This is a genomic window from Bartonella elizabethae F9251 = ATCC 49927 (assembly GCF_000518165.1).
In the GTDB taxonomy this organism is placed as follows: Bacteria; Pseudomonadota; Alphaproteobacteria; order Rhizobiales; family Rhizobiaceae; genus Bartonella; species Bartonella elizabethae.
In genome coordinates this window covers 147,224-167,699 of the sequence record NZ_JADB01000001.1, presented here as the reverse complement: position 1 = coordinate 167,699, position 20,476 = coordinate 147,224, and the positions used below count along the sequence as shown (strand labels likewise).

18 protein-coding genes, 1 tRNA gene and 7 pseudogenes are annotated in these 20,476 nt (G+C 33.7%); 13 read left to right on the top strand and 13 right to left on the bottom strand.

The window, feature by feature from the left end; translation table 11 throughout:
- The first annotated feature begins 353 nt into the window (after nucleotides 1-353).
- Both T429_RS0100775 and T429_RS11250 read left to right on the top strand, forming a co-directional pair.
- Nucleotides 354-1,054, top strand: a pseudogene (locus tag T429_RS0100775) (phage antirepressor KilAC domain-containing protein).
- Nucleotides 1,038-1,196, top strand: a complete 159-nt coding sequence (locus T429_RS11250) for a hypothetical protein (protein ID WP_005774053.1) — start codon at nucleotides 1,038-1,040, stop codon at nucleotides 1,194-1,196. The pseudogene T429_RS0100775 and the gene T429_RS11250 overlap by 17 nt, the downstream one beginning before the upstream one ends.
- Nucleotides 1,197-1,375: 179 nt before the next feature.
- Here T429_RS11250 and T429_RS0100765 read toward each other — a convergent pair whose 3' ends face one another.
- Together T429_RS0100765 and T429_RS0100760 are read right to left on the bottom strand one after the other, a co-directional pair.
- Nucleotides 1,376-1,687 (bottom strand): helix-turn-helix domain-containing transcriptional regulator, encoded by a 312-nt coding sequence (locus T429_RS0100765; RefSeq protein WP_005774054.1) that lies wholly within the window; start codon nucleotides 1,685-1,687, stop codon nucleotides 1,376-1,378.
- 40 nt (nucleotides 1,688-1,727) lie between these two features.
- The gene (locus tag T429_RS0100760) at nucleotides 1,728-2,024 is read right to left on the bottom strand and encodes a type II toxin-antitoxin system RelE/ParE family toxin (RefSeq protein WP_005774055.1); all 297 of its coding nucleotides are present in this window, start codon (nucleotides 2,022-2,024) and stop codon (nucleotides 1,728-1,730) included.
- A gap of 106 nt (nucleotides 2,025-2,130) precedes the next feature.
- Here T429_RS0100760 and T429_RS10940 point away from each other — a divergent pair.
- The 5 genes and pseudogenes from T429_RS10940 to T429_RS0100730 all read left to right on the top strand — a co-directional run bounded on the left by T429_RS10940 (nucleotide 2,131) and on the right by T429_RS0100730 (nucleotide 5,602).
- Nucleotides 2,131-2,793 (top strand): annotated as a pseudogene (locus T429_RS10940) (lysozyme).
- Nucleotides 2,790-3,016 (top strand): annotated as a pseudogene (locus T429_RS0100745) (hypothetical protein). Before T429_RS10940 ends, T429_RS0100745 begins: the two co-directional pseudogenes overlap by 4 nt.
- Nucleotides 2,949-3,152 carry a hypothetical protein gene (locus T429_RS11245; protein WP_005775011.1) on the top strand — a complete coding sequence of 68 codons (204 nt, stop codon included), beginning with the start codon at nucleotides 2,949-2,951 and terminating at the stop codon, nucleotides 3,150-3,152. The pseudogene T429_RS0100745 and the gene T429_RS11245 overlap by 68 nt, the downstream one beginning before the upstream one ends.
- Complete coding sequence (locus T429_RS0100735; RefSeq protein ID WP_005774059.1) at nucleotides 3,145-3,357, top strand: hypothetical protein; 213 nt, start codon at nucleotides 3,145-3,147, stop codon at nucleotides 3,355-3,357. Before T429_RS11245 ends, T429_RS0100735 begins: the two co-directional genes overlap by 8 nt.
- 202 nt (nucleotides 3,358-3,559) lie before the next feature.
- Nucleotides 3,560-5,602 (top strand): ATP-binding protein, encoded by a 2,043-nt coding sequence (locus T429_RS0100730; protein ID WP_005774061.1) that lies wholly within the window; start codon nucleotides 3,560-3,562, stop codon nucleotides 5,600-5,602.
- A 30-nt stretch (nucleotides 5,603-5,632) separates the two neighbouring features.
- Here the strand turns inward: T429_RS0100730 and T429_RS0100725 are convergent, their stop codons facing one another.
- The 5 genes and pseudogenes from T429_RS0100725 to T429_RS0100690 form a co-directional block, all read right to left on the bottom strand.
- Entirely contained in the window at nucleotides 5,633-5,914 is a 282-nt protein-coding gene (locus T429_RS0100725) for a type II toxin-antitoxin system YafQ family toxin (protein WP_005774062.1), read from the bottom strand.
- A 12-nt stretch (nucleotides 5,915-5,926) separates the two neighbouring features.
- Complete coding sequence (locus T429_RS0100720) at nucleotides 5,927-6,202, bottom strand: type II toxin-antitoxin system RelB/DinJ family antitoxin (RefSeq protein ID WP_005774063.1); 276 nt, start codon at nucleotides 6,200-6,202, stop codon at nucleotides 5,927-5,929.
- Nucleotides 6,203-6,312: 110 nt separating this feature from the next.
- Nucleotides 6,313-6,861 carry an antA/AntB antirepressor family protein gene (locus T429_RS0100715; RefSeq protein ID WP_005774064.1) on the bottom strand — a complete coding sequence of 183 codons (549 nt, stop codon included), beginning with the start codon at nucleotides 6,859-6,861 and terminating at the stop codon, nucleotides 6,313-6,315.
- A 273-nt stretch (nucleotides 6,862-7,134) separates the two neighbouring features.
- Nucleotides 7,135-8,293: pseudogene (locus T429_RS10930) on the bottom strand (tyrosine-type recombinase/integrase).
- Between the two features lie 1,153 nt (nucleotides 8,294-9,446).
- Complete coding sequence (locus T429_RS0100690) at nucleotides 9,447-9,755, bottom strand: hypothetical protein (protein ID WP_005774068.1); 309 nt, start codon at nucleotides 9,753-9,755, stop codon at nucleotides 9,447-9,449.
- 632 nt (nucleotides 9,756-10,387) lie between these two features.
- Between T429_RS0100690 and T429_RS11240 the strand changes: the two are divergent.
- Nucleotides 10,388-10,558 (top strand): annotated as a pseudogene (locus T429_RS11240) (integrase); the annotation flags it as partial.
- Nucleotides 10,559-10,571: 13 nt separating this feature from the next.
- Here T429_RS11240 and T429_RS0100680 read toward each other — a convergent pair.
- The 5 genes from T429_RS0100680 to T429_RS10160 form a co-directional block, all read right to left on the bottom strand.
- Nucleotides 10,572-11,126 carry a biotin transporter BioY gene (locus T429_RS0100680; protein WP_005774069.1) on the bottom strand — a complete coding sequence of 185 codons (555 nt, stop codon included), beginning with the start codon at nucleotides 11,124-11,126 and terminating at the stop codon, nucleotides 10,572-10,574.
- A 31-nt stretch (nucleotides 11,127-11,157) separates the two neighbouring features.
- The gene (locus T429_RS0100675) at nucleotides 11,158-11,781 is read right to left on the bottom strand and encodes an energy-coupling factor transporter transmembrane component T family protein (RefSeq protein WP_005774070.1); all 624 of its coding nucleotides are present in this window, start codon (nucleotides 11,779-11,781) and stop codon (nucleotides 11,158-11,160) included.
- Entirely contained in the window at nucleotides 11,778-12,458 is a 681-nt protein-coding gene (locus T429_RS0100670) for an energy-coupling factor ABC transporter ATP-binding protein (protein ID WP_005774071.1), read from the bottom strand. Before T429_RS0100670 ends, T429_RS0100675 begins: the two co-directional genes overlap by 4 nt.
- Nucleotides 12,459-12,499: 41 nt before the next feature.
- Nucleotides 12,500-13,927 (bottom strand): amino acid permease, encoded by a 1,428-nt coding sequence (locus T429_RS0100665; RefSeq protein WP_005774073.1) that lies wholly within the window; start codon nucleotides 13,925-13,927, stop codon nucleotides 12,500-12,502.
- A 1,446-nt stretch (nucleotides 13,928-15,373) separates the two neighbouring features.
- Nucleotides 15,374-15,508: a SlyX family protein gene (locus T429_RS10160; RefSeq protein WP_005774075.1), complete on the bottom strand. Its 135-nt coding sequence runs from the start codon at nucleotides 15,506-15,508 to the stop codon at nucleotides 15,374-15,376.
- 460 nt (nucleotides 15,509-15,968) lie between these two features.
- Between T429_RS10160 and T429_RS0100655 the strand changes: the two genes are divergently transcribed.
- The 3 genes and pseudogenes from T429_RS0100655 (at nucleotide 15,969) to T429_RS09660 (ending at nucleotide 18,280) form a co-directional block, all read left to right on the top strand.
- Nucleotides 15,969-16,041: transfer RNA gene (locus tag T429_RS0100655), tRNA-Thr, on the top strand.
- Between the two features lie 1,351 nt (nucleotides 16,042-17,392).
- A complete protein-coding gene (locus tag T429_RS0100650) occupies nucleotides 17,393-18,055 on the top strand; it encodes a lysozyme (protein WP_005774076.1) in 663 nt (220 codons plus the stop codon).
- Nucleotides 18,052-18,280 (top strand): annotated as a pseudogene (locus T429_RS09660) (hypothetical protein). Before T429_RS0100650 ends, T429_RS09660 begins: the two are co-directional and overlap by 4 nt.
- Before the next feature lie 637 nt (nucleotides 18,281-18,917).
- Here the strand turns inward: T429_RS09660 and T429_RS10915 are convergent.
- Nucleotides 18,918-19,136, bottom strand: a pseudogene (locus T429_RS10915) (integrase); the annotation flags it as partial.
- Between the two features lie 245 nt (nucleotides 19,137-19,381).
- Here T429_RS10915 and T429_RS10910 point away from each other — a divergent pair.
- Entirely contained in the window at nucleotides 19,382-19,654 is a 273-nt protein-coding gene (locus T429_RS10910; RefSeq protein ID WP_005774077.1) for a hypothetical protein, read from the top strand.
- Complete coding sequence (locus T429_RS10905; RefSeq protein WP_280173529.1) at nucleotides 19,655-19,801, top strand: transketolase C-terminal domain-containing protein; 147 nt, start codon at nucleotides 19,655-19,657, stop codon at nucleotides 19,799-19,801.
- Nucleotides 19,802-20,476 lie beyond the last annotated feature (675 nt).

Here is a 20,476-nt window from a genome sequence, read left to right as displayed (position 1 = left end):
TTTAATGTGAGTCGGCAAACAAAATAAAGACGCTTTCATCATATTTTAAAAAATTTTAAGACACCTCTTAATAAGATGATACCAATGTGTCTAAGAAACACTTACAAACAACTAGCTTATTGATTGCCGAAACGATCTCTTCTCCGCAAATTAAAGGCTTTCACTCATTGTATGTTACACATATATAATGAGTTTGTTGGGTGTGGTTATGCTATACAATGTCCTTGTGGGAAAAGCATAACGACGGACTAAATGACGTGTTTTTGAGCACCCGGCACTTTATAAAAGTGTCCATCAAAAACCTGTAATATCTGGGAGTTCGTTATGAACAACTTATAGAAATTAAAGAATAAATTGTTAGGCAAAAAATTGTTCAAACGGTCAATGCGCGTGAATTACACGCGTTTTTGGAAGTAAAAGCCCGCTTTAATGATCGGATTAAAAATCGCATTAAAGAATTTAACTTTCGAGAAAATATAGATTTTGTAACTGCGGTAAATTTTTACTGGGGTGGAAAAGTAAAAAAATACCATATTACCTTAGGCATGGCGAAACACCTTTCCATGATCAAGCGTAATGATAAAGGACATGAAGCGCGTCAATATTTTATCAAATGTAAACGGCTTTTAAAAAAAGTAGCAATACCACAAATCGATTATTCGACGCCTCAAGCATTGCTGAGTGTCTTAAATCATCTACAAAGTCAAATCGAACAGAAAGATCATGTAATTGCAGAACTAACTCCAAAAGCGGAAACTTTGGATGACTTAAAACGTTTGGATGGTCTTTTCGGCCTTATTGAAGCAGCTAAAATGCTCGAGGTGTGACCAAAGGATTTAACCGATTATTTGCGTAAGCATGATTGGGTCTATCGACGTGCTCCAAGAGTGCCTTTGTTACCTTATCAAGATAAAAAATCAAGAAAGGTTTTATGAAGTGTCCTGCGATTACCATTCAAAGACCAGATGGAACAGAAAAAGTCCTCCCTTCCACGAAAATAACCTCCAAAGGATTGACATGTTTGAGAGAGCAAATCTATGGAGGTATACAATGAATACCAATATAGAATTTTATGCGATTTACGGATGGCGTTGTTTCAGTTTTCTGATCGTGATGATATTGAAGACAAGGCTTTTAATACTCTCATTGAAACCATGGATGCGATAGAAAAATTTAATATTAAAGCTTCAAGATGAAACACCAAATGCACTCAAAATTTTGGCAATGATTACAAATTTTGGAACTTTAAGACCACCTCCGATTATAGAATCTTTATTGTGTGCTTACGAACCCAATTTAGATAACCCCATTAAAAAGGTTGCTTAAAAAAACACCCCTTCCCCATCTTTTAAGGTGGGGAAATAGCAAACTCAGATTAAACATGTGGAACGGGTCGTTCAAGAGGTTGTACAGCCAGGCGAAGCCCCATAGTACGCAGCAAAACATTTAAACTGCGGAGCTCTGGATTACCTTTTTCTGAAAGTGTCCGGTAAAGCTGTGTTGGATTCAAATTAGCTGCTTTAGCGACGGCTTGAACACCACCATAAGCTTTCGCCATTTGACGAAGTGTTACAAGCAATTCCCCTTGGTCACCATCTGCTAAAATGGCATCAAGGGTAGCTGCTGCCAACTCATAGTCATCATGAAATATTTCTGCCATCGCATCATCATGGTTACGGTCTTTCATTCTTGCACTCCTTGTAATCTTCACGGTTTTGCCAATCACGCTAGCAAGCACATGCGCGAGTGATATCGGTGTCTTGTGTTTTTTTGCTACCACCACATAATAACAACAATACGGTTTTTCCAGACTGTGGATAATAAACGCGGTAACCAGGACCAATATTCATACGCAATTCATAGACACCATCACGAAACGGTTTGAAATCGCCAAAGTTTCCTTGCTCTAAACGATTAAGACGGCGAATAATTGCAGCTTTAGCTTGCATATCACGCAGCTTTCGCAGCCAATCAGTTATCAAGTCTTTGCCATCAGAGGTAAGGTAGTGACGTATTTCAAACATAATCTATATTCGTTTATAAACGAATATTTGTCAAGATGGAAAGAAATTTATTTTTAGATTTTCACTCAGCCTCACCTTGTATGGGGCTTTTTTAATGGAGAACTTTATGCGAAAAATATCACAAGAAGGGCTTGCACTCATAAAACAATGGGAAGGCTTGCGCTTAGGCGCCTATAAAGACGCCATCGGTGTGTGGACAATCGGTTATGGACATACAAACAGTGCCGGAAAACCTTTTGTTCACAAGGGCATGACAATTACGGAAAAACAAGCCGAAGATCTTCTTTGTAAAGACTTAAGACAATTTGAAAACACTGTTGCAAAAGCCGTTACAGTCTCTTTAAATTCTTAGCAATTCGCGGCATTGTTTTCCTTTTGCTATAATGTAGGAACAACAGCTTTTTGTAATTCCACCCTGCTAAAAAAGCTTAATAACGGTGAATATGAAGCAGTACCGGCCGAATTACAAAAATGGACCAAAGCGGGTGGTAAACGCTTGCAAGGTCTTGTCCACCGGCGTGTCGCAGAAGCCGGATTATGGGCGAAAGGCACTTATGTTTCCTCCAACTATCAAACCGTAGAAACAAAGGATTCAACAGCTCTCTTTAAAGCAGAAGCATTGGCACCAGTCATTGGCTCTTTTTCAGGTCTTGGCGGCTTATTAGCGGGCAATGGTCCAGTACAATGGGCACTTGCCACCATCATGGTTTTAGCTGCAGGTGTTGGTCTTTTCTTTGTTGCCAAACGCTTTCAGGAGCACCGACTATGATCTTATGGATGAAAAAGAATTTGGCGATAACAAGTGCGGCTTTTGCCGCTTTTTTATGGCTTTAGCCAAAGCTTTCATGTTTGGCAAAAAAGCAGAACAGCAAAAGCAAACAGAAACAACTTTAAAGGCAGCAAAAACACGTCTGGAGGTGGAAAATGAAGTTAATCAAAAAAATGACACTGATGTGCGCACTGCTCTCTCTCGTTGGCTGCGGGGCAAATAAGTATGTCTCTTGTGTTGGTTGGTTACCCATTTATTTAAACAAAAGAGATGTTAACGTCATCAGTTCAAGCTTAGCAAGGGATATCTTAAAACATAACACTCTAGGTGAACGTTTGTGTGGATGGAAACATGGCTAGAAAAAGAATAAAAGACGATATAGAGCTTACAGAAGCGGAAAAAGAAATCCTCCAAGAAATTATCATGATCTATAAAAGCGTGAAAGTAATGTCACGTTATACGAAATGGATTGTACTCATTATACTTTTATTAGCGCTTGATTTTTCACGGATCCTAGATGCTGTAGAAAATATTTTTACACAAAAACCAAATATCCGACTCTAAATACACTCTGAAACGTGCAAAACTGTTTAGCAAATGAATTATCAATTTCGCGCATCTAATGGATCCATAGACAATATCTTTGCACATCTCAAACAGTGGTTTTCAAAAAATTGAAATTTGCTCTATAATAACAAATTATTAATTTAGATGCGTTTAATAGGCATATTTCTTAGTATTATTAGCTAAAAAAGTGGAAATAATTATGAGAAGTGTTTCAGTTCAAAAACAAGAAAAAAATAAAACTGAAAAGTTTTCTATGAAAGAAAATCTTGCTGGACGGGTTTGTCGTTTTCCTAAACCATCCACTGAAATCGAAGCTTTGCAGCCTGTTTTTGAAGCGGTAAGCAACGCTATTCATGCGCTTGAAGATTCTAAGCAAGAGGATTACAGAAGCGCAGGTAATATAGATATAAAAATCAACGATATAGAGGATAATGAATCACTTAAAATTATAATTAAAGACAATGGTATAGGGTTGGATGATGAGCACTTTCAAGCTTTTCGTACTGTGGATACTAATTTTAAATTTAAAAAAGGAGGAAAAGGGGTTGGACGGCTGCTATGGTTGAATGCCTTTCATGAAATACGGGTTAACAGTGTATTCTTCGAAAAAGATCAGCTTTACCAAAGAAGCTTTAAGTTTTGTTTAGATGAAGAAAACCAAATTATTGATCATTCAAAAATACCTCTTATTAATCAAGAGATAACGGGAACAGAAATTATTTTTACTGGTTTAAGAGATTCTGCGTATCAAAAACACTTTCCACGTGAAACTGAAGCAATTATCGATCATATTGGGACACATTTTTTTTCAGATTTAATTTTAGAACAACTTCCTAAAATAACTTTTTGTGATGATCAGATGTCTTTTGATTTAGCACAGAAAGTTAAAAAATATTTAGTAGAAAATAGAGGAGATACTACACTTGAAACCGCAGATTTTGGTTTATTAAAAATTCGTAATTTTATTTGCATGGCAGATGCTAACCGTAACTTTAAAGGGAAGAACCACTATCTGCATCTTTTCGCACATGACCGTACTGTTACTACTGAAAGTATAGATAACCTTATTGGTTTCGGAAAATTTGGAGAGCAGGGGTTGGTGTATCATGGTTGTATAAGTGGTCAGTATTTAGATGATAGAGTTAATCAAGAAAGAACGCATTTTTCCTTTAAGGATAAAATATTGAAAGATATTTTACGTTCCGTTGCTAACAATATTGTAAATAGCGTTCTTGCTCCAGAAAATAAAGAGTACGAAGAAAAACGTTTAAATAAATTAAAAGAATTTTGTAGAACACACCCTTCGTATTGTTTTGATAGTTATGAAAAATTATTAGAAAAACTTCCCAAATCTGCAAAGGATACAGAAGACTTTGTTAAGACACTGGCTATTCATAAGCTTAGAAGAGAAAAAAAGCAAAATTTGAGAATTGAAAAAATATACCGTGAAATTACTGAAGGGAATACCAATACATATAGCTTTTCCGAGAAAGTTTCTGAACTTGCAAAAGAAATTAAAGATGAAGAAACAAGACAATTAGCAGAGTATGTTATCCGTCGTAAAGTTATACTTGATATTTTAGGAGAATTAGTAATAGAGGTTAAGAAAAATGTTAACGGTCAAGACGTACCGCATTTAGAGAAAACGTTGCATGAACTTATTTGTCCAATGCGTGTTAGGGGGGATGATCCTAAATCTCAAGAAAATTTAACGCATGATTTATGGATTATTGATGAGCGATTAACATTTACAAGATACTTCGCTTCGGATATGTCTATCAAAAAAATCGCAAAGAATAGTACAGAAAAAGGTCGTCCTGATTTATTATGTTATGATCAATTATATGCTTTAGGACTTGAAGGTCGTCTTGATGCAGATCTGGATAAGTTAATGTTGGTGGAGTTTAAAAGACCAGGTCAGAAAAAATATAAAGCGGGTTACTCACCCATGAATCAAATAAACAAATATCTCAATGAACTTAAAGGAAAAAGTATAAAGACATTTGATAATAAAAAAATAAATATTTCAGAGCAGTGTGTTTTTTATTGTTATATTATTGCCGATATAGAAGGTGAACTTAAAACGCAAACGTCAACATGGCAGAAAACAGCTAATGGGCGAGGGAGAACTAATCCTCTACAAGGTGATTTTCGAGGATCTGTTGAAATAATAGAGTGGAGTGATTTAGTGGCGGATGCAAAATTAAGGAATGAAGCATTTATTTCTACATTAAAGATTTAAAACAATAGTTTTCAAAAACTTGAAAAATTATCATAAACGCAGTTCAGAATGTGAACCAAGCCGTAAAAGTTCTAAAGTTTCATCATCAGGCTTTCGATAGATCAAAACGAGATCTGGTTTAATATGGCAATCACGACAGTTTCGCCATTGCCCTGTTAGTGCGTGATCTCTCCACTGCATTTTTAAGGGTTCGTTTTCCGCTAATGCTTTGATCACAAGCAGCAAGTCTGTCTCTAATGTATCAGCATATTTCCCCCTATTTTCACGTTTAAGATCATGCCGAAAAGACTTCGTATAAACAATTTCCCGCATAGCTAACCAAAATCACTTTGCAGATTTATATACTTCTGCTTTATCCGCACGAATCATGGCACGCAAATCATCCAATGACGTACGTTCGACACGCCCCATCTCTGCATCTTCAATAGCTTGCAATGTTTCTGGATTGGGTTGAAAGAGATCAAGTGGCAATGCTCTATCTCTAGCAATTCGGGTCATAAACATACGGACCGCATCCGATACAGTCAAACCCGTAGATTTTATCACTGCGCTTGCAACTTCTTGAACTTCATCAGGGATGCGTGCTTGAATTTTACCCATTTGACTCAATCTCCTATCTATTTGTACTACATTTAAGGCTCATGTCAAGAGATTTGTCTCATAATTCCCTCCCCGCTTTTAAAACGGGGAGATAAACCATACTTTTAAAATTAAGCTGCTTTCACAACAGATCTTGCTAAAACCTGCTTTGCTTCTTTAATAAGAGCTTTATATTTTCTGTTCTCTTCATCTACTCTAAAAGCATCAACAAGACGAACATGAATAGGACCTAAAAGATACAAAGCTTTTTCACCAGCATTCATACCTTCCCAATGACTTGGTAAATCAAAGCGTTTATCATTGTCATAATCAACAGATTGGCTTTTTAACTTTTTCTCACACTCAATAAAGTAACGGCGTGCCTGCCTACCTTTCTCATTGCGTTCAACCATTGAGAGTTCTTTCGCCATATCTAAAGTGAGATGGTATTCTATTGCTGTAACAGTTCTAGATTTTGCGCTTCCCAATTTTGGGAACCGCAAATCTTGTGTTTTTATAAAGTCTTTTCCTTCTTCAAATGTATATTGATTAATACGATCCGTAATCCAAGTAGCGAAACGTTTTCCTATTTCCATGAATTCATGTAACTCGCGTGCATTTACCGTCTGAACAGTATCGCCATCAATCGTTTCTTCTGATATTTTTATAAGAACGTTCATAATGAACTCCTATCGATTAGAGGTTTTTGATTGACACTCCATAAGAGTGCCGGGTGCTCAAAAACACGGTCGATAGTCCGTCGCTATGCTTTTCCCAAACGGGTATTGTATGGCATAGCTACACCCGACAGAATCTTTATATGCTACACGCATACAGTGAGTCAAAGTCTTTAGTGTGCGGAGAAAAGATTGTTTCGGCAAAATCTATCCGCTATCGATTTAAGGTGTTTTTGAGGCACCTGATTCGACAATAGACACATTGTTATAACCCTGTCAAGCATCTCCTGTTATAAATGCAGCCCACTGTTCCAAGAGAGCATGTCGTTGTTCTAAAAAATCTGTTCGCATATAAGCTTTTGTCACTAAACTCCCAACTGAATGTGCAAGAACAGTTTCGGCAATTTCAAATGGTGTTGACGTTGTCTCTGCTATCCAGTCACGAAGACTAGATCTGAAACCATGGGGCCTATAATCAAAACCTTTGTCTTTCATGAATTTAGATAGTGTTACATCAGATATAGGCTTTCCAGAACTCCCAGCAAATAAAAAACCTTTTTTCTCAAAAGGGAGAGATTTTTCAATCACTTTCAAAACTTCACGACTTAATGGCACGCGAAAATCTGAAACTTTTCCCACAATACCTTTCATATTTTCTTTCGGTATTGTCCATATATCCTTATTTATTTGTTCAAGACGTAAATATCGCAATGGATATGACCGTACTCCAGTCAAAATCAGAAGCTTCAGTGCTAAATTTGAAAGAATCTTATCATCCAAATTCTGATAAAAAACCGGAACTTCTTGCCATGGGCATAGCAGGAATATTTGTCGGTGTAGCACGAGTTTTTCCTAAAAGGGCGCGCGCTTTCATACAGGCTTGTAGATCAACATCTAAACCAAGAGCTGCAGCATATTTCAAGCAAATGTTAATACGATTAAGTGCTTTTCGCGCTGTATCTGCTTCTTCATGCCAAAGAGGTGCCAGAACATTACGAATGATATTTGCTGTTAATTTTTCTATAGATAGGCTACCTATCTGTGGAATAACATGCAATTCCAGTGGAGAAAACCAACGCCCATTTTTGCCTTCATTTTTTAACTCAGCTTTTTTACTTTCAAAAGCCGCCTACGCAACTTCTTTAAAGCTATTGCTTTACTGTTTTAAGAAAGTTTGTTCTCGAAAGACAATAGGATCATTAACTTCTTTAAGAATATCGCTATAATATCTTGCAAGTTCTCGTGCTTCTTTTAAAGAAAGTCTTGTGACAGAACCAAGCCCCATTTCACGGCGCTTATTGTGATGTGTATAGCGAAAAAACCAAGAACGTGTATTGTCTTTTCGAACATTCAGCCACAGCCCTGCCCCATCACAATATTTATCTTGAGGATATAACTTTACGAATACTGCTGATAACCTATGAATTGCCCTCACTTAATTTACCTTCTCGTCAACCTTTTAGGCCACCTTAAATTTTTGATTTGAAATTTTTTCTTTAATTCTTAATTTTTTTATTGGAACATAAAAAACTATACACATCAATACGCTCTTACACATATTTATATACTTTGAATCTTGTTGCTAAGCCCCTGCTAGCCTCTTCCGGACACCACTCTCTTTTTTATTGCTAATAATTTACTGTTTTTACGAATGTTTTTTAAGTGAGAGAATAGAATTTTCCAACATGTCTCTTAATTATTGTGAGTCAATACTTCTTCTTGAGATATGTTCGTTGATTCCAGCACTTAAAATGCTTTCGTTTTTAATAAGATGAATCTTTAAAGAATCTCTCGGATTTCATTACAATTATCATACTGCAACGTTAATTGGGACCTAAAAATTTTTGATGATATGCGCCATATTGTCAGAACCAAGAGCTATAGCAATCTTGGAACTGGCAAAAATTTATAATGGTATCGACTTGCTCCTTCATAACTGTAAAAAAGCAGGTATCCTCATATATCATTCGTGGGGGCTTTATACCATTCACAAGCATCGTCACGACATAGGTATAACGTGCCTTTAAAATGCCCTTTTGAAAACAAACTCGTAAATTAACAACAATAGGTATTCGCGTTTGAGCTGTTCTCTTTGTGAGTGAGGGACACCACTCTATTAAAAAACATGAAACATAAAAGCATAAAGCAATACGTAATTTCCATTATTAAAAAAATATTGATGTGGGTGCTTTTGAAAGTTGGAAAGCCAAATTAAAAGGAGATGATCAAGCGATTGATCGCTTTGCACCTACCCCCATCATTTTCTTTAAAAACTTTATGAAATTGCTATTCATCCATCTTTTAAAACTTAAAAGACTTATAAATCTTCTTTCAAAAATAAAACTTACAATACTCTTGCAATAAGGTAAAATTTTAAAATAAATTGGTGCAAAATCAAAAATAATGATTGCAAATAAACTCATCACTCTCATTGTTTTCAAAAATATTAGTATTTTTTGAAGCCGATTATAAAATTTATTAATTTGGACTTGAACAATTATATAATGTAACATTGCGACAATACATAAAGAGATTTTACTTTATTTTATTGATGATAAAATTATTTTATTATTAAAAAATTAAATAATCTACCAATTAAATATGGAAAATATTGAAGAATATAAATACATTCCTAAATTAATATACACGCGTTTTACTGTTTGAAAAAGAAATATCATATTTTCCCAAAATACATTATGATTACCAGGATGAGATGGTAAAATAACTTTATTTAATAAAGTATCACTCTTCTTACTAAAAATTAAATTTGATTTAGAAACATTATAAGAAGTATTAAAAGATGTATCTAATTGAAAATCTTTATATTCAGATGCTTTTACAACAGATAAAAAAATTAATAATATAGCAAATGTTAAAAATAAATATTTTATAGTCATTTTGTTATTTAACTCCATTAATAAATATTCGTAATGAAATTAACATAATTATATTTTTTTGTCTATATTATATTTAACATAAAAATTAAAACATGAAAAATATTATTTTTTATATGAAATTTTGTTTAAAATTAATTTATAATTCATTATATTTATATCACTTATTAAAAATAAGTTGTATAATTTTTGAATAATATTTTTTATTATATTATTTCTAAGGTATATGTTATAAAACAAATTTAAATATATAATAAAATTCTCTTTTCTAGATATTCTTTTTTATTAAAATACAAAATTAAGATAAAAAATACTTTGTCTTATTACTATTTGTATTCAAGCTTTTTATGCCATACAATACAGCAGACTACTAAGTTAATGCATTGATTTTTAATGCTAATCTAGCAGCGCTTAACTTGAATTAGCTCCCCCAAATATCGTAAGATTTTCTCTCACTTCCACTCTCTTTTATGTTGAATCAATCAAAATCATTTGCTTGCACACCATAAGCGGGATGAATATGAGGATAAAAACTATACAAGAAAGAACTAAAATGTCTCTTATGAAGGTCTCAAGTGCTAAAGATTGTTGTAATATTTTAGGGCTGAAAAATATAATGATAGTACCTATCCGAATTGCTTCTTCAAAAGCGTAAAGAAGGTGGTGCTCAATGGATTAATCTTTATACCCTTTACTGGTGTCGTTGCGAAATGGGCTTAAGTATCTTGAAAGATATTTCTTTAAAACAAGCTCATGAATTGGCAACGCAATGGCGTTCTATTTTACATCAGGGGCATGACCCCATTCTAAGAATCAGAACTATCCTTTCTTGGGATGAATGAGAGGGACGGTTTTTTTTATGGTAAGCGCGACAAAGGATGCAATGAGCACTTTCAAAAAACCACCAATTAAAAAAGCTAATGAACTTATTAAAACTGTCAGCAAAGGCACTTGTGTCATATAGGCTGTCCATGGAATACCAAAAGCATAGACAACCCCTATACCACCCACAGTATTGATCAAGAATATGAGTATAAAATTTAAGTGCTTCCAAAATAACTCAACCAGTAAGCCAATAAAAAATGCAGCAAAAGGGAAACTAATGAGATAACCACTCGTAACTCCTGAAAAAACACTCATTCCACCACGACCACCAGGTAATAGAGGCAATCCAATCGCAACAAGAGTAAGAAAAAGAAATGATGCGAGAGCTCCCCTCTTAGCCCCAAGTATAGATCCTGCTAACATTGGTCCCATCGACTGAGCTGTAATAGGCACTCCTAGAAGAAAAGGAAGATAAACAGGAGGGAAGAGGCTTAAAACAGCATAAATAGCTGCGAATAAAGCAATATAGACTAAATCTTTTGTATTCATTTGATTCTTCTTTCACTATCAAAAACTTTCATTATTGATGAGATCCTGTATCAATATTATCAGCATCATAAGAACGTGCTTCCAATGCTTCAGCTACTTCTGAAGCCATTCTTATGGTTCGTATAATTAAAGGTATTGCAAGAGCGACAATATTAGTATTAAGTGCCCGCGCTTGCTGTGCTTCATGGACTTCATTAAACTTTTCACTCAAAAGAGGAATAAACCTGATCGCCATAGAGAGAACCATACTTACTTTTGATGGATTTATACCAAAACAACGAAAGGGCTGAAGCCCTACTTCAATTGCATCCACCATATCTGAAACTTTTGTTGTGAATGAAACAAGGGATGATAAAGAAAAGAGAATAACAAGACGTAATATGACCTCAACTCCCGTAAGCCAACCACTACAAATAGTTTGAAATACAAATAGAAGAACTAAAAGCAATCCCATCGATTTAAACTGCTTTATCACAGTGCTAAAAGGAACCTTGGCAACTCTATAGAATAAGGCAACAAATAATAAAAAGAGTCCGAGAAGTGGTATAGATGAAACCATTATTATAAAAGTTCCACATACCGTAAGAAATAATAACTTAACTCCAGGACTTAACCTATGAATAAATGTATCCCTTGGAATATATAAACCGATCATGACATTCTTCTTATATATTCCTTAATAGCAACAAAAGGTACATCATCAATTGCTATTTCCCCCTTATCAAAAACCAGTACTCTATCAAACTTTTTCAAAAACTCCAAATCATGCGATACAACTATTGCCGTTTGTGGTAATTCTTCTATCACTTGCGTAACACGATGCTTATTTCGCAAATCAAGTAATGTTGTTGGCTCATCAAAAATAATGTAATCTGGTTTCATTGCAATGACACTGGAAATAGCAACGAGTTGTTTTTGCCCACCACTTAATAAATGAACAGCGTGATTTCTGAAATCTTGAAGCTCATAGCGCTGTAAAATTTCATCTACACGCTTCTTAATTTCGTCCTTACTAAGCTTCAAATTTTTAAGACCAAAGGATAAATCTTCTTCCACTAGGGGTAAAACAATTTGATTATCAGGATTTTGAAAAACAAATCCTACTTTACGCTTTACCGCCTTTGCATCACGCTTTGTATCAAGGCCATCAACACTTACAAAACCATGAGATGGTAATTGAAGCCCATTGATAAGACGCACAAATGTACTTTTTCCAGAACCATTTGCCCCAATAATGGCGATGCGTCTTTCGGTAAGTTGTACAGTAATATTCCTTAAAACACACAACTCACCAAAGACTTGTGTCACCTTATCAAATTTTATAATTCCCAAGGTTTATTCCAATCAAACCCTTTATATTACCCCTTCTATTGTTATCGCTTAAGCTTATAGCCTAAAAGTAAAAATAAGCACCATAGAGGAATAATAATAACTGCCAAACTCATATCAGGCATCTGTACAGGAATATATGTTTCAAGAAAAGGTATTCTTATTCCTACCATATCCAAAAGTCGAGCCATTAATCCATTTTTCCCAAAACCACTTATAAGCATTATACAAAATAATAAAACAAGAAAGCATAAGCAAAGATAGTTCGCGTAAGGATATAAACCAAACGCATAAATAAAGTTTCCTTTTCTGTTCTTATGTGCCTTTCGAAATTTTAAATGAACAATAACAATAATAGCCCACGTAATAAGTGCCGCAGCAGTTGCGAGAGCCATAATTCGCATAAAACTATTATCAGGAACGAGAGCATTAATAACAACGATTATTGCCGTACAAAACGATGAAAAAAGGATAGCAACATAAGGAACACGAGCAGCATTCAGTTTACTGAAAATATGTGGTGCATTTTTTTGTATCGCTAAACTATAAAGCATACGACCATTCGAATAAATGCCACTATTGTAAACAGAAATAGCCGCCATAATAACCACAAAATTCAAAATATGCCCCGCAGCGGGAATTCCTACAGTTTCAAAAATTGTCACAAAAGGACTACCATTTTTTCCAATCATATCCCACGGACTGATTATCATAATAACACTGATAGAACCAATATAAAAAATTATAATTCTCCACATAACTTGACGAATAGCCGCCGGAATTGTTTTTTGTGGATTAGATGCCTCTCCAGCGGCAACACCAATAAGCTCGGTTCCTCCAAAAGAAAACATGACGACAGAAGTCGCCAAAATAACCCCTATAATTCCATAAGGAAAAAAACCGCCGTGATCCCAAAGATAATGGATACTCGCTTGATTTTCCCCTATTCCAGAAACAATGAGAAAAATCCCAAAAATAATCATACCAACAACAGCAGTAACTTTGATTAAAGCACAACCAAATTCAAATTCTCCATAAAAACGAACATTCGATAAATTAACGAGTGTGACAAACAAAAGTACAATAAAGGATGACTTCCAATGATCAATCAAAATCCAATGATCTAGATAAAATCCAATCACTGTAAGTTCAGTCATACTGACGAGGATATAAAGAAACCAATAATTCCAACCTGTTATGAAACCTGCTAAACTTCCCCAATATTTATAAGCAAAAAAACTAAAAGCACCCGATGTTGGTTCTTCTACAGACATTTCACCAAGCATTCGCATAATGAAATAAATAATAAGTCCCCCGAAAAGATAAGCTAGAATAGCCGAAGGACCAGCCAATTGAATTGCCTCTGTCGATCCATAAAAAAGCCCCGTCCCTATAACGCCACCCAAAGCAATCATTTGAATGTGGCGATTTTGAAGATTACGCTTCAATCCATTATCCGCATTCTTAAGCATTACTCCTCACTCCCCCTCAATATTGATTGTAATTTTTACACGAAGGATCGATGATATCTTCGACATATTTTTTTTTCAACAGAAATTATAAAAGAGAACATAAATCTATTTTTTTGTCATAATGCAACTCCTTATCTTTCTGTGCATTATGCGAATGTTCCATTGAAAATACAGGAGAAATATGCTTCGCTTTTTATTCAAATTAATGGCTTTCATTTTTGTTACACTAACAATTATAGCGTTGGTTATTGATAATGCACACTCCATCATCACATCACATTGGACAATAACCCCCCTTAATAGAATTCTCGTAAATCTTCTGAAAACAGATATCTATAATTTTAATCAATCTCTATGCAAGATAATGCCTGATTTTTTATCCTCAATTTGCATTACTCTCACTTATCTACCAGCATGGATTATCTTTGCTGCTTTAGCAATCATATTTTGTATCTTAACTTACGAAAAACAAAGGCCTTTTCAAAAAAATATCATATACATATAATGGAGAAAACATTTAAACCTGAAAAAGATTTATAGAACTCTCTGTACTATACACAACCGATGTAGCCTAAAGTCCCCTCACCCTATCAACATGACTAAAAATCATTTGATCATAAAAACGGATTAAAACGCTTTATTATAATAAATATATATTCAATTATGATTTTTAAACAATAACATCATTTCATTTATATCAATTTAAAGAAATTAGCGAATAAATTTAGTCCCTGCTGCCTCTAAGAAAACTCTGTACCGAAAAATTGAAATACATTGAAGTCTCTCGATTTTTTTCTGGCTGCTTTTTTATACTCTACAAAAACCTTTCTTAATAAGAGAAGTTTTGAAAAGTTTATAAAAACTGTTTTACATGCTAAAAGATACATTCAATAAAAACTAGTCTGTAAATAACCTAAAATCGTGATAAAGAAATTTTCATAGTTTCCTCCTATTGAAATATATTCACCCTATCACCTCTAAAAAAATCAAGAGGCTATTTATTAATTGTTGAAAAAATATCTCTCAATATGCCCAAGCTCAATTCGCAACGTCAACCATGAATGATATAATGTTCAATCCATTCAGCACCTCCATCTTTATGCTTGTAAAGGAACAAGCAAACACCATCACATACTTTGCCAATCAACCCTAAAATGTTGCAACAGCCCTTGGTACTTGAGATGATTCATAAAAGGTATTTTTAGCCCTTTCTTAATAGTTTTTATCTACACGGGGGGCTCCTTCCGCTTGTAGCGTGCAAAAGACATGGTTTTTACTTAATTAAACATGAGAGAGATTTGAAATGAGAGAATCTTGCGGTATTAAAGATTTCAATTCAAGTTGAATAATGATAAATATTATAGATCAGCCTGTTGCTTTATTGAGAAAATGGCAAAATAACAGCTTCATTAAGGCTGTTCTCTTCTGAATCTGCCAAGCATCTCGCTAAAACATCAACTTTTTAGATATCTTCTCCAAACTTTTCCATTGATCAGTGACCACACAACAAAGCTCCTCAATGAATTTTTCTTGGTAAGCGAACTTCATTTCTAGTTCTACCAGCCGATTTTCATCCGACATGATCCTACTTCCTCTCAAGTAAAAACCGTGATTAAGTTTAATAACCCGCCCTCTTTTTCTTCCTATAAAGTTGAAAAGAACCTTCAACTAATTTTACTCGCCTCATTTTCAAATTATATAAGATTTATGATAAATTTTAGTTTTCTGAGCACTGATTTAACAAATTTCTTCCATGTCTTAGAATTAGAAAATATTTTTATCTTTGCTAAGATCTCTTAACACCATTTTCTATCCTAAAGAGAGAGGTTTCCAGCTTCTTAATTTGAACACTATCATAAAATCGGTAAGCATTTTATAGCGTTACAATCACAAGAATACTGCCTCCATGACTTTTGTGCAGTTCTCTCCTTCAATTATTATCACATCTTATAAATTATTGAAAAAAATGCATACTTGCTTTTATACATACTTTTAGCTATTACCCTCAAATTAGTTTTGTTTCATTGACTTACAAACCTATGCCGCATTAGCTCAGTTGGTAGAGCACATCATTCGTAATGATGGGGTCGCTGGTTCGAATCCGGCATGCGGCACCGATTTGTATGTTTAGAATATTTAAATATATAGATTTTTTCTTTATTTTCTATTTTTAGACCATCTTTTAGTCTACCTCTTGTGGCTTATATAATTACTTAGTTTGTTGTTATTTTCTCCGTATTTTCTGATTAAAAGCTGGCATCTCTTTTTTCTCCATTTCATCACTCTACCTCACTTATATGACTTTAGAAGTAGCGCTTTGAAGCCTCCAAGTATGAATCATTGTTTTGGATATACTAAAAGCAGTGCGCATTCATGGGGAGACATATCTACCACCATTATCACAAAGCATCCCATTTTTATACTCCATAAATGGGTGAAGATTCTGAAAAGAGAAATTTCCCTTTCTAACTTCAAGCAGCTTTTATCAAAATCTTTTATATCCCTTGTGTTATTACCCCTCAAAAGATTTTACAAGCTAAACTGATTTATTTAAGATGCTACTGGAAACGTAGCCAATAAACACTAGACAAGATAATGCCATTGCCAAAACGCTTCATATTAAGAAAACAAGGCGTTATTCATATGAATAAAAAACATAACCAAGACTTCCGCTCAAGTTTTTTACAGTACAATATTCTTTAAAAAATTATTAAATATCATTGATCTATAGATTAAATACGCTCCTCTGATATACTGTTTCAGTTGGAAACAGGCTATAAAAGAAGGATAAAATATCCATTATGTTTTCATGTAAATATAATTTATTTATAAATAAATTTATGTAACAGTTTATTTCAAATCCTTCATAAAGGTATGTTTTTAATGAAATTAAGCAATTAGAGGAAAAAATAAAGAACAGTTAAATTAACTATAGCTTTTTTGATCAAATATGTATAATATGTTATGTATTCTATCTTTTGATTCTAAGATAATTTGGTGGATGGAAATGTTTAATCACAATATCTCTTTTTGTTTTTATAAAAGTTTATATAGTGCAAGTTATGGGTTCTGAAATTATTTAAGAATCAATACATATTATTTTGTTAATTATTATATTTCTTACTTTTTATTGAAAAGATATTTTTCTCTAAAAGTATTGGAGTATTTCAAATAATTTTTATCTAAATCATTCTAGATCAATTGTATTTATAAATGAAATATCTGTTTATAAATTGGTTTATTAAAAATTTTTGTATTTAGGTTCAAAAGGAAGTTAATTACTACAAAATGAATAGTAGTTAACGTGATTTTTCTCTAATAAAAACGATATGGGTTTTAATAAGGTTCATTAAGGTAGTTTTATCTCAATTAAACCCTTTCACTGTTTCGTTCTTTAAAATTGAGTAGATGTAAGTTTTGAATTTATGTCCTGCTTTGTGTAGGTTTTTTATAGGATTAAGAATAATGCGAAAAATATCAACGGAAGGGCTTGCACTGATTAAGCAATGGGAGGGTTTACGTTTAAACGCCTATGAGGATTCTGGTGGAATATGGACAATTGGTTATGGGCATACAAGTGCAGCTGGCGCTCCAAGTGTCAATAAAGACATGCAAATTACCGAAAAAGAAGCTGAAGAAATCCTTTGCCAAGACTTGAGGGAGTGTGAAGTCGTTGTTGAAAAAGCTGTTACCGTTCCTTTAAACGATGAACAATTCGCAGCTTTGGTGTCGTTTTCCTATAATGTAGGAATAACGGCTTTTTGCAAATCTACACTTTTAAAAAAGCTCAATAACGGTGAATATGAAGTGGTACCAACTGAATTGCAAAAATGGACAAGAGTAGGTGGAAAGCGTATCCAAGGTCTTGTCAATCGTCGAGCAGCCGAAGCAGGATTATGGGCAAAGGGAGCTCGTGTTGCGCCTAATTATCATGTCGTAGAATCAGAAGGCGTAACGGGGATTTGCAAAATAGAAGCTCTTGCACCAATTATAGGCTCTTTTTCAGGGCTTGGAGGACTTTTTGCAGGAAATGGTCCCGTTCAGTGGGCTTTAGCAGGCATTATGGTTTTAGCTGCTTGTACAGCTATGGTATGTATTGCTAAACGTTTTCAGGAACACCGCCTATGATCTTATGGATAAAAAAATATCTGACGACGACGTCAGCAATCATAGCAGCTTTTTTTATAGCTTTAGTGAAGGCTTTTTTCCTTGGAAAAAGAGTTGAGAAGCAAAAAAAAAACAAAGGAAGCTTTTAATACAGCGAAAACACGGCTTGAGGTAGAAAATGAAATTAACAAGAAAAGTGATGCTGATGTGCGCAATAAGCTTTCTAACTGGTTGCGCGACGAATGAATGAACTTCTTGTATTGGATGGCTCCCAATTTATTTGAATAGACAAGACATCAGTGTCATTAGTCCAGAGTTGGCAAGAGAGATTCTCAAACATAACGAACAAGGTCAGCGTGTGTGTGGTTGGAAACATACAAGAAAAGTGAAGTAATAAACATGCCATTCCTTTAAAACATTCATCAACGAAAAAATTTGAAAGAGGTGAATACATTTAAATTAAAAACAGAAGCCCTGAAAAGATTAAAAGACTTTTATGCTCTCTTTGATTTACTTGGAGCGATTTAATTTCATTGGAGTGATAAGGGGGAGCTTGACTTAAAATCAAGGGAGTTAACTGGTTATATTTTCGTAAAATGATTGAATGTATTGAGATAGTTTAGGGGTGTTCCTGTTATCCTAACTAAACAAGAGAAGGAAGGATTTCGTAGATTGCCCTTTTATTGCCTTTCAAATATCTGATGATATGTTTTTAGTAAAAATTATTTTGAGAGATCTTTCATATTTAAGAAAATAAATCCACAAAATTATACAGAGATATTAGCTTTTTAGGGGATTTATTAATGAAGTTTTTTCAGCTTTTTACTGTAATTTTCTTGAAGGTAAAGTAAATACTTTCGCATTATATCTGCTATTTATGCTAAAGTAGCGCAAGAATATTGTGAATAATGTTGACTGTTAATTTTTCTATAGGTAAGCTCTCTATGTGTGAAATAACATGCAATTTCAGTGGAGAAAACCAGCCCCTATTTTTGCTTTCATTTTTTTACTCAGCTTTTTTTCTTTCAAAAGCTGCCCGTGCAACTTCTTTAAAAATATTGCTTTGCTGTTTTAAAATAGTTTGTTTTCGAAAGACAAATGGTGGCTTCACGAATATCTGGAAAGATTGCTCAATTCGCAAAACTTTATCCGACATGTATTGTAGAAGTTGGAAGTACTGAATAAAATTTGATAGGTATTGCTGCTGATCTTGCTTCATGTGAAAAAAGTTCTTGGTTGTTTTGCAGGCTTGTTTTTTGATAACACGTGCCCTTAACAAATAAAGGTAGATAGCTGTTTATTGTGAAAATCCTGTTCGATTAATTGATATTAGTGCGGTTATTAGCCATGGATCCTGAAGATAACATTATACTATTTCCGATTTTGCTTCGTTTGGCACCATTCCTAACATACAGTATTGTTGCTTCTGCAGATAATAAAAAAGAAACAAAATCCACAATTCTCTCAACATTAAACAATCCTATGCACGTTTATATCTCTCTAGGAAAGCACCCTGTTATAAATATTCATAAGAATACTGCAAACATCGATATCAGCAAAGCTTCTGTTATCAAAAAGGGAAAAGATATTCTCCTATTTACTATTGGAAAAAACGTCTAGATTTATCTTGATGCGGCTGAAGTACTTCAAAAATATGAAATTATCCCAACAGTTGTCAGTGTACCAACAATCCGATATTTAGATGATGCATCTGTATTAGAATTTTGCAAATCTCACAGATTTATCGTTATTTGTAAAGAGAATTAATGGAGGCTTAGAGAAGAAATAGCAAAATTACTCATGGAACAGAATATCGTCTGTAAATTCGTATCACTATAAATACCGGATGAGCCAATCTATCATGGAAGCCGATGGGTTTGGTTTGGCAAGTTATAAAATAAGTCGAGAAGATATAAAAAAACTGTGTTAGCAATGATATAAGATACAAAAAACATAAAATTGCATCTTAATATGCTCGCACAGTTTAAAATCATCATAAATCATTGAAAGTGCAAAAAAGAAACTGATAAGCACATTAAATCGCGTTGTCTTGCATTCTAATGAAAGCGTTTTTTAAAAGATACTATACTGTTTTTTATTATTTAAAAATATATTCTATACAAAACAATACCATTTCCATATAATATATTATTCATTAAAATCAGCATAAATACTATAGATATTATAGAATATATCTCGATTTTTTATTATAATTTATATATGCTAATAATACATATTGATTTTTTAAATAAAATTAATTATATACTATATGTATTAATTTAATATTAAAAACATGATTAATGTATTATATTTTTTATAAATAGGAGAGGAAAAATGCTCACGGCATTATTTATATCTATTTTTTCTTTTTCAACAGTTGTAATACCTTTACTCTCAGCGCTTATTCCTTTTTATCCTTAAAATGCGTTTTAACAAAGTGAA